Source organism: Klebsiella sp. CTHL.F3a (genome assembly GCF_019890895.1).
Classification (GTDB): Bacteria; Pseudomonadota; Gammaproteobacteria; order Enterobacterales; family Enterobacteriaceae; genus Klebsiella; species Klebsiella grimontii.
The window spans coordinates 715,468-732,571 of sequence record NZ_CP082360.1 but is presented as its reverse complement, the minus strand read 5'-3'; the positions used below and the strand labels follow the sequence as shown (position 1 = coordinate 732,571).

The following is a 17,104-nucleotide window of genomic DNA, read 5'->3' as shown; positions in this document are numbered from 1 at the left end:
TAGCGCGATGATCCCAGGAGAATATCAGGTAAAACCCGGCCAGATAGCGATTAACGTCGGCCGCGCCACCTGCTGCATTATCGTTGAAAATCACGGCGACCGGCCGATTCAGGTCGGCTCGCATTACCACTTCGCCGAGGTCAACCCGGCGCTGAAGTTCGATCGCCAGCAGGCGACCGGCTATCGCTTGAATATCGCCGCCGGCACCGCAGTGCGCTTCGAGCCGGGCCAAAAACGCGAGGTGGAGCTGGTGGCGCTGGCCGGAACCCGCGCGGTGTACGGTTTTCGCGGTGAGGTGATGGGCGCGCTGGAGGCAAATGATGAGTGAAATATCACGTCAGGCCTATGCTGACATGTTCGGCCCTACCACCGGCGATAAAGTTCGCCTGGCTGACACCGAGCTGTGGATCGAAGTCGAAGATGATTTGACCACCTACGGCGAAGAGGTCAAATTTGGCGGCGGTAAAGTGATCCGCGACGGAATGGGACAAGGACAGATGCTTTCCGCCGAGTGCGTGGATCTGGTGCTGACCAACGCCCTGATCGTCGATTACTGGGGGATCGTCAAAGCCGATATCGGCGTCAAAGACGGACGGATCTTCGCGATCGGCAAAGCCGGCAACCCGGATATTCAGCCCAACGTCACGATCCCTATCGGCGCGGCCACGGAAATTATTGCGGCGGAAGGCAAGATCGTCACCGCCGGCGGCGTCGATACGCATATTCACTGGATCTGTCCGCAGCAGGCGGAAGAAGCGCTGGTCTCCGGCGTTACCACCATGATCGGCGGCGGGACCGGCCCGGCGGCAGGCACCAACGCCACGACCTGCACGCCCGGGCCGTGGTACATCTCGCGGATGCTGCAGGCAGCGGACAGCCTGCCGGTCAATATTGGCCTGCTGGGTAAAGGCAACGGCTCGAATCCCGACGCGCTGCGTGAGCAGGTCGCGGCCGGGGTTATCGGCCTGAAAATTCATGAAGACTGGGGCGCGACCCCGGCGGCAATCGACTGCGCGCTGACCGTGGCCGACGAAATGGACGTGCAGGTCGCGCTGCACAGCGATACCCTCAATGAGTCCGGATTCGTTGAGGATACCCTGGCGGCCATCGGCGGACGCACTATCCATACTTTCCATACCGAAGGCGCGGGCGGGGGCCATGCGCCGGATATTATTACCGCCTGCGCGCACCCCAATATTTTGCCGTCATCGACCAACCCGACGCTGCCCTATACCGTCAACACCATTGACGAACATCTGGATATGCTGATGGTTTGCCATCACCTCGACCCGGATATCGCCGAGGACGTAGCGTTTGCCGAATCGCGCATTCGGCGTGAAACCATCGCCGCGGAGGACGTCCTGCACGACCTCGGCGCCTTCTCCCTCACCTCGTCTGATTCGCAGGCGATGGGGCGCGTCGGCGAAGTGGTGTTACGCACCTGGCAAGTAGCGCACCGCATGAAAGTTCAACGCGGACCGCTGGCGGAAGAGAGCGGCGATAACGACAACTTCCGCGTGAAGCGCTATATCGCTAAATACACCATTAATCCGGCGTTGACCCACGGTATCGCCCACGAAGTCGGCTCGATTGAAGCCGGTAAACTGGCGGATCTGGTGCTGTGGTCCCCGGCCTTCTTCGGCGTGAAACCGGCAACGCTCGTTAAAGGCGGCATGATCGCCATGGCGCCGATGGGCGACATCAACGCCTCTATCCCAACGCCGCAGCCGGTACACTATCGCCCGATGTTCGGCGCGCTGGGCAGCGCCCGTCACAGCTGCCGTTTGACCTTCCTGTCGCAGGCGGCGGCGGAAAACGGCATCGCTGAACGGCTGAACCTGCACAGCGCGACGGCGGTGGTGAAAGGCTGCCGCGCGGTACAAAAAGCCGATATGCACCACAACGGTCTGCTGCCCAATATTACCGTGGATTCGCAAACCTACGAGGTGCGCATCGACGGCGAACTGATTACCAGCGAACCGGCGGACGTGCTACCAATGGCGCAACGTTATTTCCTGTTTTAAGGAGCGCACATGCTTTATTTAACCCAACGGGTGGAGACACCGGCGCAGGCCACCGCCAGCGTTACCCTGCCGATTGACGTGCGGGTAAAAAGCCGCATAAAAGTCACGCTTAACGATGGTCGTCAGGCGGGCCTGCTGCTACCGCGCGGCCTGCTGCTGCGCGGCGGCGATATTCTCAGCAACGAAAACGGCAGCGAGTTCATTGAAGTGATCGCCGCCGATGAAGCCGTTTCGGTCGTACGTTGCGATGACCCCTTTGTGCTGGCGAAGGCCTGCTATCACCTTGGCAATCGCCACGTACCGTTGCAAATTATGCCCGGCGAGCTGCGCTATCATCACGATCACGTCCTGGACGAGATGCTGCGCCAGTTTGGTCTGGCCGTGGATTTCGCGCATCTGCCGTTTGAACCGGAAGCCGGTGCCTACGCCAGCGAGTCGCATGGCCATCACCATCATCACCATCATGAGCACAGCCACTAAATGCCGACGCCGGAAAAACGTCTGCGCTTGATGCAGCTTGCCAGCAGCAGCCTCCCGGTTGGCGGCTACAGCTGGTCCCAGGGGCTGGAGTGGGCAGTGGAAGCGGGCTGGGTAGCAGATACCGCCGCCTTTGAGCACTGGCAGCTGCGGCAGATGGAGCAGAGCTTTTTTACCGTCGACCTGCCGCTGTTTGCCCGCCTCTACCGGGCCTGCGAAGCGGGCGATCTGGCCTGCGCCCGGCGCTGGACCGCTTATCTTCTCGCCTGCCGGGAAACTCGCGAGCTGCGCGATGAAGAGCGCAACCGCGGCGCGGCCTTCACCCGGCTGCTGGCCGACTGGCAGCCGGACTGCCCGCCCGAGTGGCGCAAGCTGTGCCAGCAAAGTCAGCTAACCGGCATGGCGTGGCTCGGCGTACGCTGGCAAATCGCTATTCCTGACCTGGCCCTGAGCCTTGGCTATAGCTGGATTGAAAGCGCGGTGATGGCGGGCGTCAAGCTGGTGCCATTTGGCCAGCAGGCGGCCCAGCAGTTGATTCTGCGCCTGTGCGACCGCTACGCGGCGGACATGGACAGCGCCCTTGCCGCCCCGGACGACGCCCTCGGTTCGGCGACGCCGCTTGCGGCTATCGCTTCCGCCCGGCACGAAACCCAGTATTCCCGATTATTCCGTTCTTAGGAGAAGGTATGAACATGATTAAGCAACCGTTGCGCGTCGGCGTCGGCGGCCCGGTCGGCTCCGGAAAAACCGCGCTGCTGGAAGCCCTCTGTAAAGCCATGCGCGACACCTGGCAGTTGGCGGTGGTCACCAACGACATCTATACCAAAGAAGATCAGCGCATTCTCACCGAAGCCGGTGCCCTGGAGCCTGAACGAATTGTCGGCGTCGAAACCGGCGGCTGCCCGCATACCGCTATTCGGGAAGATGCGTCGATGAACCTTGCCGCGGTGGAAGCGCTGAGCGAGAAATTCGGCAATCTCGATCTCATCTTTGTGGAAAGCGGCGGCGATAACCTGAGCGCCACCTTCAGCCCGGAGCTGGCGGATCTTACCATCTACGTGATCGACGTGGCGGAAGGGGAAAAGATCCCGCGCAAAGGCGGACCAGGGATCACCAAATCCGACTTCCTGGTGATCAACAAAACCGATCTTGCACCGTACGTGGGCGCGTCTCTGGAAGTGATGGAGCGCGATACCCTGCGCATGCGCGGCGAACGCCCGTGGAGCTTCACCAACCTGAAAAGCGGTGACGGCCTGCAAAATATCATCGCCTTTATCGAAGACAAAGGCATGCTCGGCAAGTAACCCCTGCACCATCCCGGCGCAGAGGTGTCGGGATGGTGCACGCCCTGCCCTCTCTTTAGCCATACCCTTCATGAAGCCCTGATAGCGCCTGCCCTGCGATGTGGCATAAGGTTTGCTAATTCCAGTCATGCCTAACCATTAAGGAATGACTATGTCATCACTGGATATAAAAACTGATTTACCTGCGCAAACCAGTGCCTCCGGCGCCAAAGAAACGCTGGAAGATTATACCCTTCGCTATGCTCCGCTGAGCTTTCGCCGCTGGGGACCGGGGGTTGTGGCGGTGACCGCCTTAGGCGGCATCGCCTATCTGGCTGACTTTTCTATTGGCGCCAGCATCGGCATGGCGTGGGGCACCACCAATGCAATTTACGCGATCCTGCTGGCGGCGCTGGTTATTTTTCTTACCGGTATCCCGCTGGCGATTACCGCCGCGCGCTATAACATCGACCTTGACCTGATCACCCGCAGCGCCGGTTTCGGCTACTTTGGCTCGGTGATCACCAGCATTATCTTCGCCGGATTTACCTTTATCTTCTTCGCACTTGAAGGCTCGATCATGGCGCAGGGGCTGCTGGTAGGCCTGGGGATCCCGCTGTGGATGGGCTACCTCATCGCTACGCTGATGGTATTGCCACTGGTGGTCTACGGCATGAAGGCGCTGACTCGCCTTCAGGTCTGGACGACGCCGCTGTGGCTGGTCCTGATGGTGGTTCCGGTGGCCTGGCTTATCGCCAAAGACCCGGATCTGGTGGATGGATTTATGAACTTCGCCGGTAAAAACAACGCTGCAACGGTAGATTTAACCGCCATTATGCTCGGCGCGGGGGTGTGCCTGTCGCTGATCATGCAGATTGGCGAGCAGATCGACTATCTGCGCTTTATGCCGCCAAAAACCGCGGAAAACAGCAAAAGTTGGTGGCTGGCGGTGTTCTCCGCCGGTCCGGGCTGGGTCGTGTTAGGCGCGATTAAACAAATTATCGGCGCTTTCCTCGGCTTCTATCTGCTGACCCGCTTCCCTGCGGTGCACAACACCGAACCGGTGCAACAGTTCGTCAGCGTCTTCGATAACCTGGTCCCCGGTTGGCTGGCGCTCACCCTCGCGGTGGTGCTGGTGGTTATCTCGCAGATTAAAATTAACGTCACCAACGCCTATTCCGGCTCGCTGGCGTGGACCAGCGCCTGGACACGCACCACCAAGCGCTACCCGGGGCGGATTATTTTCGTCATCGTCAACCTGACGATTGCCCTTGCCCTGATGGAAGGCGACATGTTTAGCGCTCTGGCGTGGATCCTCGGCTTCTATTCTAACTTTGCCATCGCCTGGGTGGTGGTGGTCGCCACCGACATCACCCTCAACAAAGGGGTACTGAAGCTGGCCCCGGCGCAGCCGGAGTATCGCCGCGGGATGATCTACAACGTCAACCCGGTAGGCGTGGTCTCTTTTGCCCTCGCGGCAGGCCTGTCGATTAGCGCCTTCTTCGGCCTGTTGGGCGAAACGCTGGCGCCGTTCTCGCCGCTGATTGCGCTGGTGGTGGCTTTCGTGATGACGCCGGTCATGGGGATCGCTACCCGCGGGCGCTATTACATTAAACAGTACGATGATGGTATTGCCGAGCCGCGCTACGATGCGCAGGGTAACGCGTCGATCACCGTTTACAGCTGCCTGAGCTGCCGGGAAGAGTACGAACGTCCTGACGTGATGCATTCGCACAAGCACCAGGGGGCGATTTGTTCGCTATGTAAGAGTATGGAATAAGCAGGAAGGCAGGCCGACAGGACGTCGGCCTGTGAAACATCAGACGTTATGCCGCCGGGAGCTCAGCCAGCGGCCAGCGCGGACGAACGGTGACGCCGAGCTCCGCTTTCGCCCCGGAGTGCAGACGAACCATCCCGGCATAGGCAATCATCGCGCCGTTATCGGTGCAAAATTCAGGACGGGCATAGAAGACTTCCCCACCGCGCTTTTGCATCATTTCCGCCAGCTTCGCGCGCAGCGTACGATTAGCGCTGACGCCCCCCGCCATCACCAGCCGTTTAAAGCCGGTTTGTTCCAGCGCGCGGCGACACTTAATCATCAGCGTATCCACGACCGCGTCTTCAAACGCGCGGGCAATATCGGCGCGGGTCTGGTCGTCATCGCCGTTGCTGCGGATGGTGTTCGCGGCAAAAGTCTTGAGGCCAGAAAAGCTGAAATCCAGCCCGGGGCGGTCGGTCATCGGGCGCGGGAAGACAAAGCGCCCTTCGGTGCCCAGGGAGGCCATCTTCGACAGCATCGGGCCGCCGGGATAATCTAACCCCAGCAGTTTCGCTGTCTTATCGAAGGCTTCGCCCGCCGCGTCGTCAATCGATTCGCCTAGCAGTTCATACTGGCCAATGCCGGTGACGCTGATCAGCTGGGTATGGCCACCGGAAACCAGCAGCGCGACAAAAGGATACTGCGGCGGATTATCTTCCAGCATCGGCGCCAGCAGGTGCCCTTCCATATGGTGTACCGGGATCGCCGGCACGTTCCAGGCGAACGCCAGCGATCGGCCAACCGTTGCGCCGACCAGCAGCGCGCCAACCAGGCCCGGGCCCGCCGTATACGCAACGGCATCAATCTCTTTTGCCGTCAGCCCCGCTTCTTTGAGCGCCGCCTGAATCAGGGGGACAGTTTTACGCACGTGGTCGCGCGAGGCCAGCTCAGGCACCACGCCGCCGTAATCAGCGTGCAATTTCACCTGACTATACAGCTGGTTGGCTAACAGACCTTTTTCGTCGTCATAAATGGCGATGCCGGTTTCATCGCAGGATGTTTCAATTCCCAGTACACGCATGGCTAGTTTTACCTCGTTTCAATACCGCGCAGTGTAGGACCAATGCGAATTGATGTATACCCTAAGAATTTCAGGTCGCGGGAAGGCGGCGACGCAGCACATCCCCCGGAGCGTACGGAAAGTACGTGACTGGGGTAAGCGACAAATCTGTCAGGAACAGATTTGAACGTCGTGGAACGACGGCCCGTAAGGGCGAGTCTCATGGATGAGACTCGTAACTCAAAAGCCAACGCCCCTGCGGGCTGAAAGACGACGGGCATAAAACTTTCCTCACCCCTGGCGTTCACTTCGTGTATACTCCCTGTCCTTATAAAAGTCCCTTTCAAAAATCGCGTCGGTGCTTTACAAAGCAGCAGCAATTGCAGTAAAATTCCGCACCATTTTGAAATAAGCTGGCGCTGATGCCAGCGGCAAACCGAATTTATCAAAGGTGAGAGTTACATGCCGGTAATTAAAGTACGTGAAAACGAGCCGTTCGACGTAGCGCTGCGTCGCTTCAAACGTTCATGCGAAAAAGCAGGTGTTCTGGCGGAAGTTCGTCGTCGTGAGTTCTATGAAAAACCGACTACCGAACGTAAACGCGCTAAAGCTTCTGCAGTGAAACGTCACGCGAAGAAACTGGCTCGCGAAAACGCACGCCGCACTCGTCTGTACTAATCTGTTGGGAGCCAGGCTCTCAATTCAGACCGAGTTGTAGTTGTAAGGCCGTGCTTCCGAAAGGAATGCGCGGCTTATTTTCGTTTATGCATTAGCATATACACTACACCATTCAGGATGCTCTCAGGCAGCAAGGGAGTGAGTCCCGGCGCTTACTCAAGTAAGTGGCAGGGGTGAACGAACTCAGCCGACGCAGAGGCAAGCTGAAGGCTCAAGTGTATAAAACGGGGCATATGGCTGGACGAATCCCACGAGTATTTATCAATGACCTGCTGGCGCGCACCGACATCGTCGATCTGATCGATGCCCGGGTAAAGCTGAAAAAGCAGGGCAAGAATTATCACGCGTGCTGTCCGTTCCATAACGAAAAAACCCCCTCTTTCACCGTCAACGGTGAAAAACAGTTTTACCACTGCTTCGGCTGCGGTGCGCACGGCAACGCTATCGACTTCCTGATGAACTACGACAAGCTCGAGTTCGTGGAAACCGTCGAAGAGCTGGCCGCCATGCATAATCTTGACGTGCCGTATGAAGCAGGTAGCGGACCCAGCCAGATCGAGCGCCATCAGCGGCAAAATCTCTATCAGCTGATGGATGGTCTGAACACGTTTTATCAACAGTCTCTGATGCAACCCGCCGCCGACCCCGCGCGCCAGTATCTGGAAAAACGCGGCTTAAGCAGTGAGATCATTACGCGCTTTGCGATTGGATACGCCCCTCCCGGCTGGGATAACGTCTTAAAACGTTTTGGCGGTAATCAAGAAAATCGCCAGTCGCTGATTGATGCAGGCATGCTGGTCACGAACGATCAGGGGCGCAGTTACGACCGCTTCCGCGAACGGGTGATGTTTCCCATCCGCGATAAGCGAGGCCGGGTGATTGGTTTTGGTGGTCGCGTGCTGGGTGACGCCCTGCCGAAGTACCTGAACTCCCCGGAGACCGATATTTTCCATAAAGGCCGCCAGTTGTACGGTCTTTATGAAGCGCAGCAGGACAATGCTGAACCGTCCCGCCTGCTGGTGGTCGAAGGTTATATGGACGTGGTGGCGCTGGCGCAATTCGGCATCAACTATGCCGTTGCGTCGTTAGGAACGTCGACGACAGCTGACCATATTCAGCTGTTGTTCCGGGTCACCAATCAGGTGGTTTGCTGCTACGACGGCGACCGGGCTGGCCGCGATGCCGCCTGGCGCGCGCTGGAAACGGCGCTGCCGTATATGACCGACGGGCGTCAGCTACGCTTTATGTTTCTGCCGGATGGCGAAGATCCGGATACGCTGGTGCGCAAAGAGGGGAAAGACGCATTTGAAGCGCGGATGGAGCAGGCTCAGCTGCTCTCCACGTTTTTGTTCAACAGCCTGTTACCGCAGGTGGATTTGAGCACCCCGGACGGCCGCGCGCAGCTGAGTACGTTAGCCTTGCCGCTGATAACGCAGGTGCCGGGTGAAACGCTGCGCATTTACCTGCGCCAGGAGTTAGGCAATAAGCTGGGGATTTTAGATGATGCGCAGCTTGAACGTTTAATGCCAAAACAGTCTGAAAATGGCATCCAGCGCCCCGCTCCGCAGCTAAAACGCACGACCATGCGTATACTGATAGGGTTACTGGTACAAAACCCGGACCTGGCCCCGCTGGTACCGCCTCTCGAAGGGCTGGACCCGCGTAAAATGCCTGGACTTGGTTTGTTCAGCGAACTGGTTAACACCTGCCTGGCACAGCCGGGCCTGACTACCGGACTGCTTTTAGAGCAATATCGCGGCACAAATGAAGCCGCAACCCTTGAAAAACTGTCGATGTGGGACGATATAGCAGATAAGGATATTGCTGAAAAAACCTTCACCGACTCGCTCAACCATATGTTTGATTCACTGCTGGAACTGCGGCAAGAAGAGTTGATAGCTCGCGACCGCACTCACGGTTTAAGCAGTGAAGAACGCCGGGAACTCTGGACTATCAGCCAGGAACTGGCCAAAAAATAAACGAAAGATTAAATCATTCAAGTTGTATCAAGGCAGCAAGAGAACGTCCCCCAGGAAGGCAACATAAGCCCATGGGCAGGATGAGGGAACGTAGCTAACGCAGAGACAACTTGAAGGATGAAGTATTTAACGGCTTAAGTGCCGAATATCGTTCGGGAAGACCCCGACAGCCGCTCGAGGCGCAGCGGCAATAATATAAGTACGCCCTCGCTTTAAATGTTGGCAGTTCGCCTGCTTACACCAATCAAACGAATTAAGTGTGGATACCGTCTTATGGAGCAAAACCCGCAGTCACAGCTGAAGCTTCTTGTCCAACGTGGTAAGGAGCAAGGCTATCTGACCTATGCCGAGGTCAATGACCATCTGCCGGAAGATATCGTCGACTCCGACCAGATCGAAGACATCATCCAAATGATCAACGACATGGGCATTCAGGTGATGGAAGAAGCGCCGGATGCCGATGATCTCTTGCTTGCTGAAACGAACAACAATACCGACGAAGATGCGGAAGAAGCTGCCGCGCAGGTTCTCTCCAGCGTTGAGTCTGAAATCGGACGCACAACCGACCCGGTGCGCATGTACATGCGTGAAATGGGTACCGTCGAACTGCTGACGCGCGAAGGCGAAATTGACATAGCTAAACGCATCGAAGACGGGATTAACCAGGTCCAGTGCTCAGTTGCGGAATACCCGGAAGCGATCACCTATCTGCTGGAGCAGTACGATCGCGTTGAAGCGGAAGAAGCACGCCTGTCCGATCTGATCACCGGCTTTGTCGACCCGAACGCTGAAGAAGATCTGGCGCCAACCGCCACTCACGTCGGTTCTGAACTCTCTCAGGAAGAGATGGATGACGACGAAGACGAAGATGAAGAAGAAGACGACGACAGCAGCGATGACGACAACAGCATCGACCCTGAGCTGGCGCGCGAGAAATTCGCCGAGCTGCGTACGCAGTACGAACTGACCCGCGACACCATCAAAGCGAAAGGTCGTAGCCACGCCGCAGCGCAGGAAGAGATCCTCAAGCTGTCTGAAGTGTTCAAACAGTTCCGTCTGGTGCCAAAGCAGTTCGATTATCTGGTTAACAGCATGCGTGTCATGATGGATCGCGTTCGTACTCAAGAACGTATCATCATGAAGCTGTGCGTTGAACAGTGCAAAATGCCGAAGAAAAACTTCATCACTCTGTTCACCGGCAACGAAACCAGCGAAACCTGGTTCAATGCGGCCATCGCCATGAACAAGCCGTGGTCAGAGAAGCTGCTTGACGTGAAAGAAGACGTTCAGCGCGGCCTGATGAAACTGCAGCAGATTGAGCAAGAGACCGGCCTGACCATTGAGCAGGTAAAAGATATCAACCGTCGTATGTCTATCGGTGAAGCGAAAGCGCGCCGTGCGAAGAAAGAGATGGTTGAAGCGAACCTGCGTTTGGTTATCTCGATCGCCAAGAAATACACCAACCGCGGTCTGCAGTTCCTCGACCTGATCCAGGAAGGCAACATCGGTCTGATGAAAGCGGTTGATAAGTTTGAATACCGCCGCGGCTACAAGTTCTCCACCTACGCAACCTGGTGGATCCGTCAGGCGATCACCCGTTCTATCGCAGACCAGGCGCGCACCATCCGTATTCCGGTGCATATGATTGAGACGATCAACAAACTCAACCGTATTTCCCGCCAGATGCTGCAGGAGATGGGCCGCGAGCCGACGCCGGAAGAGCTGGCCGAGCGTATGCTGATGCCGGAAGATAAAATTCGTAAGGTGCTGAAAATCGCCAAAGAGCCGATCTCCATGGAAACGCCAATTGGCGACGATGAAGATTCGCATCTGGGAGATTTCATCGAGGATAACACCCTCGAGCTGCCGCTGGACTCTGCCACCACCGAGAGCCTGCGCGCCGCCACCCATGACGTTCTGGCTGGCCTGACCGCCCGTGAAGCGAAAGTCCTGCGTATGCGCTTCGGTATCGACATGAATACCGATCACACGCTGGAAGAAGTGGGTAAACAGTTCGACGTTACCCGCGAACGTATTCGTCAGATCGAAGCGAAGGCGCTGCGTAAACTGCGCCATCCAAGCCGCTCTGAAGTGCTGCGTAGCTTCCTCGACGATTAATTTCGCCGCGTGCCGCAAAAAGCCAGTCATATGACTGGCTTTTTTTATGTCTGAACAAAACATATTTATTTAAGAAATATTAAAACCCCATTCGAAAACCCCTAAAAATACATTCAGGCTATATTCTTAATTACTTCTTTATCGGCATATAAACAACTGGACTCATCGTTTTACGTTTGTACCATGGGTTTATGGATGGCCCGGAGAGCATAAAACGGAAGATAAATCATAGGGAAATTAAATGAATAGCAAGCGTAAAATTCAGTTGGTTGATTTTAATAGAAAGGTTATTTTAACCACGTCTAATACCTTATTTCTCAACCGCGGAATAGAAAGTACCACCATGGATGAGATCGCCCATGAAGCGGGTTTTAGCAAAACAACGCTTTATACCTATTTTGAAAATAAAAAAGACATTCTGGATCATCTTATCCTGGAGGGAATGGAGCGTTTCTATCAGGAGGTGATAAAAATAGCCAGTCGGCAAAATTCATTCCGCGAGTTTTATCGCGAGCTATGCCATGCGCTGATCGCTCTCCACGAAACGAGCATTGCCTATTTTCCCGCTATCACAGGGCAAATCGCGAATTATGAAAAAATCACTAAAAACAATAAAGCGTTGAAGAGTATCTCTATGATTGGTGAACAGATAAACCATATTATCGCCGCGCAAATCACCGGCGCCGCCGAAAAAAAAGAGATCGGGCTGAATGCTTCCGCCGCGGACGTCACAATGCTGTTCTGGCTCTGCCTGACCGGACTCGTGGAAAAATCCTCGCATAGAGAATCCTATTTTTTACGTCACCTTGAGAAAGACCGAAAATCCTTTCTCGACTTCGCTTTTGACTCAATATTATTAATGATAGAAAAAGGGAATGTTAGCGATAATGTAAAAGCTGGCTAAAGCCACGGACTTTAGCCAGCGCGGCTACGCGACGACCAACCCCCCGGAGTCGTCCGCAGCTCATTATAGCCCTCGCGTGGCCAGCGCCTCGTCGAGTTCCCGGTAGGCCTCCACCAGCTTATCCAGCGTCGCCCGGTTGAGGCCGCTGGGATTCGGCAGCACCCACACTTCCGTCGCGCCAATGGTCACCTGCTGCTTGCCCCATTTTACGCCACGCGCCTGAAACGCTTTCTCAAAGGCCTGTTTACCGAGGATCGCCAGCGCACGCGGCTGATACTCTTCCATTTTCCTGACCAGCTCCCGGCCACCGTCTCGGAGCTCCAGCAGCTCGACCTCGCTGGCCTGCACCGTTGGGCGCTCGACGAGCATGGTGATCCCGCAGCGAGTATCCAGCAGCTGAAGTTCCTCCTCGGGCTTCAGCAGACGGTCGGTAAAGCCGGCCTGGTGAATCACCTTCCAGAAGCGATTTCCCGGATGGGCAAAATGAAAACCGGTATGGGCGGAAGACTTCCCCGGATTGATACCGCAAAAAACGACCCTCAGGTCCGGCGCCAAAATATCGTTAATCATGTTTTCCCCAGCTCAATACCTAAAAGGTCATTATAAAGGATTGAAAATGCGTTGTTTATAAAAACAGCAGGCGTGCGTTTTAGGCTGGATTGCGGGGAACAGTTACTTTATAATCCTTCGCCACGGCCCCTTAGCTCAGTGGTTAGAGCAGGCGACTCATAATCGCTTGGTCGCTGGTTCAAGTCCAGCAGGGGCCACCAGATACAGCAAGGGCTGACGAGAAATCGTCAGCCCTTTTTGCATTATGCGGCCCCATCGGGGCGCCACAGCTTAAAATGAGGTCAGGTTACACCAGCGCCTGCAGCTGTTCGCGCATATAGACGGTGAAGTATTCCGGGTTTTTAATGACGATCCGCTTACCAGAGGCAATTTTGTCCGCCCATCCGGCGACTTTTTCCGTGAACCCGACATCCCATCCCTCCTTTTCACCCCGGGCCGTGACCTCGGCAGGGTTCGCCGGTACGCCTAGTTCATGCAAATACTTCAAAATTCCCTTAGCGGTACTTTCATCCATAGTATTTGGCACCGACAACGAGGTGTTCATACCACCAATAAAATCCAGGGCTTTATCGATTGCTGTTGGCATGCTCTTATCCTTAAAATTAACCACGTAATGAACATGCTTACACTATGGACCCATCTTTGCCGGGATATCAAAGAGATCGTTGCCTTTCTTTGATTCAGACCGCAGCTAAACGCTTGCGTGCTGCTTTTCTGCTCGACTATTCCGTATCACTCCCCACAGGAAACTACTCCATACGTCCGCGCTTAAACTGACCGGCGTCGATATCGTAGTGCTTCATTTTGCGCCACAGCGTGGTGCGGCCGATATTCAACAGCTGCGCCATCTCCTGCACCCGACCGCTGGTCACCCGGGCGGCATGGATAATCGCCTCTTTCTCAATGGCGCTGAAGGTCAGGCTGGTGGGCAGCAGCGAAGAACCCGCGTCGACCCCGGGCCGCTCGGCAAACAGATATTCCGGCAAATTACTCAGGCGGATATGGCCGTTATCGCTGCTAATGGCGATATTCTCGATAACACTTTTCAGCTCAAAATCATTGCCCGGCCAGGAGTAGGCCACCAGTTGCGCCAGCGCATCATCATCTACCTTCAGCCGCGAGGAGAAGCGCTTTTCCAGGCTCTTAAGGCGATTGTGCACCAGCGAGGGAATACTGTTGCGCCGCGCTCGCAGCGGGGGAATAACGATTTCAAAAGAGTGCAGCGCGTAGTAAAGCTGGCGGCTAAAGCGGTTTTGCTCCACCAGATTGGCAAGATCGACGGTAGTGGTGGCGATCACTTTGACGTCCACCGGGATCAAGCGACGGGCGTCCAGACGGGTTAATACCCCCTGCTTGATTACCTGCAGCAGCGCGGACTGCAGCTCCGGCGCCAGATATTCGATTTTTTCAAGAAACAGCGTCCCGCCGTTGGCCAGCTCAAGACGGCTAAGGCGACCGTTTTCATCGTCCGTCGGCGCGCTGCCCATAAAATCCTGGCCCAGGACACTGTCGGCATACAGCTGGCAGTTGACCGCGATATACGGCCCGCCGCCCCGCTCGCTCTCATTGTGAATCGCCTGGCTGAGCAGCTCTTTGCCCACCCCCTCTTCACCGCACAGCAGCACCGGGAAAGCGCCACGCGCCGCCTGGCGACCAAAGTGAATCAGCCGCCGGGTTTCCGGGTCGTCCGCCGACATCTGTTCAAAGGTATGGCTCACTTTGCCAAGCTGGCTGGTCATCAGTTGGCGCATCTGCTCGACCGGATGCAGCAGCAGAATAAAGCTGTTGCCCTGCTCTTCGACGATTGGCTTGAGCGTAATTACGGCGTCGACAAACTGATGCTGGCTCTCAAAGGTGACTTCCACATGATTCAGCCCACGCGCGTGCTTAATAGCCCGGCGCAGCAAGGCCGGCAGCGTCACCAGCTCATTGATGTTTTTCCCCTGGCTGGCCTGGGCATCAAGATGCAGCAGTCTCGCGGCCTGCACGTTAAGAAATTGCAAAACTCCCTGCTCATTCCACGCCATCACCCCGTCATCCATACTCTCCAGTAGACCGTACATCTGGTTAAGATGGCGATTCGACTCTGACAACAGGCTGTCGGTGAGCAGTGAGTTACCGACTTCCCGCGCGATAGCCAGTGTCAGGGAGAGATCCGGCGAAGCCTGCTCTTCGGCCAGGCAGCACAGGGAAATGGAACCGAACAGGCGCCCGTGGTTATCAAACACCGGCGTGGAGCTAAACGACCATCCGTGCAGCGCATGTTTAAAATGCTGCTCGCCCGTCGTTTTGACCGGCTGCCCGAGCATGGAGGCCAGAGAGAGCGCGCAGCTGCCGATAATGCTTTCCGCGCAGTAGCTGCCGTCACGAAATCCCAGCGCCGCCAGTTGGTCGAGGGTCTGCGGATCGCCGCAACGGCTGAGAATACAGGCGGACTCATCAAGGATAAACAGCGCGCAGGGGCGGTTATCCATAAACTCCCAGGCATCTTCCAGCGCCGCCTGGCCAATCGTCAATAGCGCGGTCTTGCGCCGGCAAATCGATTCGAAGGTCAGCCCCTGCGCCTGATGCGGCGTTTGCCAGGTTTCCCGCTGCATAAACTTACTGCAGCGATGCCACGACTGGGTTATCACCAGGGGAAAGCTCTGAGTCTGCGCAGTCATATCCATTTCCGCTGTTACATAAACGACAACCCCTCCGGCGGCGACCGCCAGAGGGGGATAAAACGCCCCTTCTCATTAACGAAGCGGGACAGGACCACGATAAATTAACGCGCCAGCCACTGCTGTCCAAGCAGATCGGCGGTCAGAATCGCCGCATGTACGCTCTGCACGCTGACCGGGAACGGCATGTTATGAATGGTTTCCCCTTCCGCACAGGTCGCTTTAGCAACTGCCTGAATTTTCTCATCGATGCCCTCTTTAACGCCCATTTGCGCCAGCGTGACCGGCAGGCCGACGGTATGGCAGAAGTTCAGCACCGTTTCGATCTCTTCCATCGGGCTATTTTGCAGCACCAGCTGCGCCAGGGTACCAAAGGCCACTTTCTCGCCATGGTACAGATGGTGACACTCTTCGAGGATGGTGAAACCGTTGTGAATGGCGTGCGCGGCGGCCAGACCGCTACTTTCAAAGCCGATACCGCTGAGGTAGGTATTCGCTTCAACGATGCGTTCCAGCGCATCGGTCACCACCCCGGCCTGGGCGGCGAGGCGGGCTTTTTCGCCTTCCGCCAGCAACGTATCATAGCACAGGCGCGCCAGGCTCAACGCCGCCGCCGTCGACTGGCCGCCCGCCATGCTGGTGGCTCTGGCGTCGTAGCAGGCCTTGGCTTCAAACCAGGTTGAAAGCGCATCGCCCATCCCGGCCACCAGCAGGCGCACCGGGGCTTTGGCGATAATCGCCGTATCCATCACCACCATATCCGGGTTTTTCGGGTAAATCAGATACTCTTCAAACTCACCGGCTTCGGTGTAGATAACCGACAGCGCGCTGGTTGGCGCATCGGTGGAGGCGATCGTCGGGATCACCACCACCGGTAGCTTCTGGTAGTAGCCAATGGCTTTCGCCGTATCGAGCGTCTTGCCGCCGCCGATACCCACCACGCCGCGGCAGCCGTGCTGCTTCAGAATGGCGATCAGGCGATTGATCTCAACGTGGCTACACTCGCCGTTGAAGCGCTCCGCATGGCAGCTGATGTTGTGGCTGTGTAAACCTTCCAGCACTTTTTCTCCCGCCAGCTTCATTACGAAGTCATCGGCAATCACGAAAAAGCTGTCCGCCAGGTTTTTGGCGTATTGCCCAAACAGCGTGGATGCATCTGGTCCCTGGAGATATTTGGCTGGAGATTGAATAACTTTTAGCATTCCGTTCACCCTCAAATAAGTGCATGTTTTGCCATGATGGGCCCCGGTATTTCCCCGTCCGGCCATGTATTAAAGGCGGGAACGAAAGCGCTACCTGAGCGATGCCATCACTGTAGGGCGAGCCGCGGGCAAAAAAATCTTTCCCCTTTTTGTCCCGATTTGAAACAGCACATAAATTTTATTGTTCCATATTGGAACATGAATTCACATGAAACGGTGGGATTGCGATCTCGATCCGCCCCTTCGACGCAAAAGAAGGCCACTAAGCGGGCGAGCGTCGGCGTTTTTCACCGTCATGGGCGGCAAGAAAGGGCAAAATTATTTCTTTACGCAGGTCTTGCAGGCAGGTGAAGCGAGATGAAATAGCCGCTTTAGCTCGCATTTTTT

Annotated in this window: 15 protein-coding genes and 1 tRNA gene; 11 read left to right on the top strand and 5 right to left on the bottom strand. The window is 56.3% G+C overall.

The genetic code is table 11. The features are described 5' to 3' along the window. Positions 1-7 precede the first annotated feature (7 nt). The 6 genes from K7H21_RS03490 (at position 8) to K7H21_RS03465 (ending at position 5,564) form a co-directional block, all read left to right on the top strand. Complete coding sequence (locus tag K7H21_RS03490; RefSeq protein ID WP_049112561.1) at positions 8-328, top strand: urease subunit beta; 321 nt, start codon at positions 8-10, stop codon at positions 326-328. Beyond that, on the top strand, positions 321-2,024 hold the full coding sequence (ureC, locus tag K7H21_RS03485; RefSeq protein WP_223035877.1) for an urease subunit alpha: 1,704 nt from the start codon (positions 321-323) through the stop codon (positions 2,022-2,024). The genes K7H21_RS03490 and ureC overlap by 8 nt, the downstream gene beginning before the upstream one ends. Positions 2,025-2,033: 9 nt before the next feature. After that, on the top strand, positions 2,034-2,504 hold the full coding sequence (gene ureE / locus K7H21_RS03480) for an urease accessory protein UreE (protein ID WP_123828759.1): 471 nt from the start codon (positions 2,034-2,036) through the stop codon (positions 2,502-2,504). Continuing rightward, the gene (locus tag K7H21_RS03475; protein WP_004125365.1) at positions 2,505-3,179 is read left to right on the top strand and encodes an urease accessory protein UreF; all 675 of its coding nucleotides are present in this window, start codon (positions 2,505-2,507) and stop codon (positions 3,177-3,179) included. Between the two features lie 8 nt (positions 3,180-3,187). Beyond that, entirely contained in the window at positions 3,188-3,805 is a 618-nt protein-coding gene (gene ureG / locus K7H21_RS03470; RefSeq protein WP_004105899.1) for an urease accessory protein UreG, read from the top strand. Positions 3,806-3,956: 151 nt separating this feature from the next. Further along, positions 3,957-5,564, top strand: coding sequence for a purine-cytosine permease family protein (locus tag K7H21_RS03465; RefSeq protein ID WP_223035578.1), 1,608 nt, complete (start codon positions 3,957-3,959; stop codon positions 5,562-5,564). A gap of 46 nt (positions 5,565-5,610) precedes the next feature. Here K7H21_RS03465 and tsaD read toward each other — a convergent pair whose 3' ends face one another. Beyond that, entirely contained in the window at positions 5,611-6,624 is a 1,014-nt protein-coding gene (gene tsaD / locus K7H21_RS03460) for a tRNA (adenosine(37)-N6)-threonylcarbamoyltransferase complex transferase subunit TsaD (protein WP_223035577.1), read from the bottom strand. 441 nt (positions 6,625-7,065) lie between these two features. Between tsaD and rpsU the strand changes: the two genes are divergently transcribed. The 4 genes from rpsU to K7H21_RS03440 all read left to right on the top strand — a co-directional run bounded on the left by rpsU (position 7,066) and on the right by K7H21_RS03440 (position 12,282). Continuing rightward, positions 7,066-7,281, top strand: coding sequence for a 30S ribosomal protein S21 (gene rpsU, locus K7H21_RS03455; RefSeq protein WP_001144069.1), 216 nt, complete (start codon positions 7,066-7,068; stop codon positions 7,279-7,281). A 233-nt stretch (positions 7,282-7,514) separates the two neighbouring features. Next, positions 7,515-9,260: a DNA primase gene (dnaG, locus tag K7H21_RS03450; RefSeq protein WP_223035576.1), complete on the top strand. Its 1,746-nt coding sequence runs from the start codon at positions 7,515-7,517 to the stop codon at positions 9,258-9,260. Between the two features lie 273 nt (positions 9,261-9,533). Continuing rightward, a complete protein-coding gene (rpoD, locus tag K7H21_RS03445; RefSeq protein WP_004125383.1) occupies positions 9,534-11,378 on the top strand; it encodes an RNA polymerase sigma factor RpoD in 1,845 nt (614 codons plus the stop codon). A 241-nt stretch (positions 11,379-11,619) separates the two neighbouring features. Next, positions 11,620-12,282 (top strand): TetR/AcrR family transcriptional regulator, encoded by a 663-nt coding sequence (locus K7H21_RS03440; RefSeq protein WP_123828757.1) that lies wholly within the window; start codon positions 11,620-11,622, stop codon positions 12,280-12,282. A gap of 63 nt (positions 12,283-12,345) precedes the next feature. On the opposite strand, the gene mug is transcribed toward K7H21_RS03440, so the two are convergent. Beyond that, positions 12,346-12,852 (bottom strand): G/U mismatch-specific DNA glycosylase, encoded by a 507-nt coding sequence (mug, locus tag K7H21_RS03435; RefSeq protein WP_004125394.1) that lies wholly within the window; start codon positions 12,850-12,852, stop codon positions 12,346-12,348. 124 nt (positions 12,853-12,976) lie between these two features. On the opposite strand from mug, the gene K7H21_RS03430 reads away from it, so the two are divergent. Then, positions 12,977-13,052: transfer RNA gene (locus K7H21_RS03430), tRNA-Ile, on the top strand. Positions 13,053-13,138: 86 nt separating this feature from the next. Here K7H21_RS03430 and K7H21_RS03425 read toward each other — a convergent pair. The 3 genes from K7H21_RS03425 to K7H21_RS03415 all read right to left on the bottom strand — a co-directional run bounded on the left by K7H21_RS03425 (position 13,139) and on the right by K7H21_RS03415 (position 16,717). Beyond that, the gene (locus tag K7H21_RS03425) at positions 13,139-13,462 is read right to left on the bottom strand and encodes a DUF1889 family protein (RefSeq protein ID WP_071988240.1); all 324 of its coding nucleotides are present in this window, start codon (positions 13,460-13,462) and stop codon (positions 13,139-13,141) included. A gap of 139 nt (positions 13,463-13,601) precedes the next feature. Next, on the bottom strand, positions 13,602-15,515 hold the full coding sequence (dhaR, locus tag K7H21_RS03420) for a dihydroxyacetone kinase operon transcriptional regulator DhaR (RefSeq protein WP_432649066.1): 1,914 nt from the start codon (positions 15,513-15,515) through the stop codon (positions 13,602-13,604). 104 nt (positions 15,516-15,619) lie between these two features. Beyond that, positions 15,620-16,717: a glycerol dehydrogenase gene (locus K7H21_RS03415; protein WP_004125400.1), complete on the bottom strand. Its 1,098-nt coding sequence runs from the start codon at positions 16,715-16,717 to the stop codon at positions 15,620-15,622. Positions 16,718-17,104: the final 387 nt, after the last annotated feature.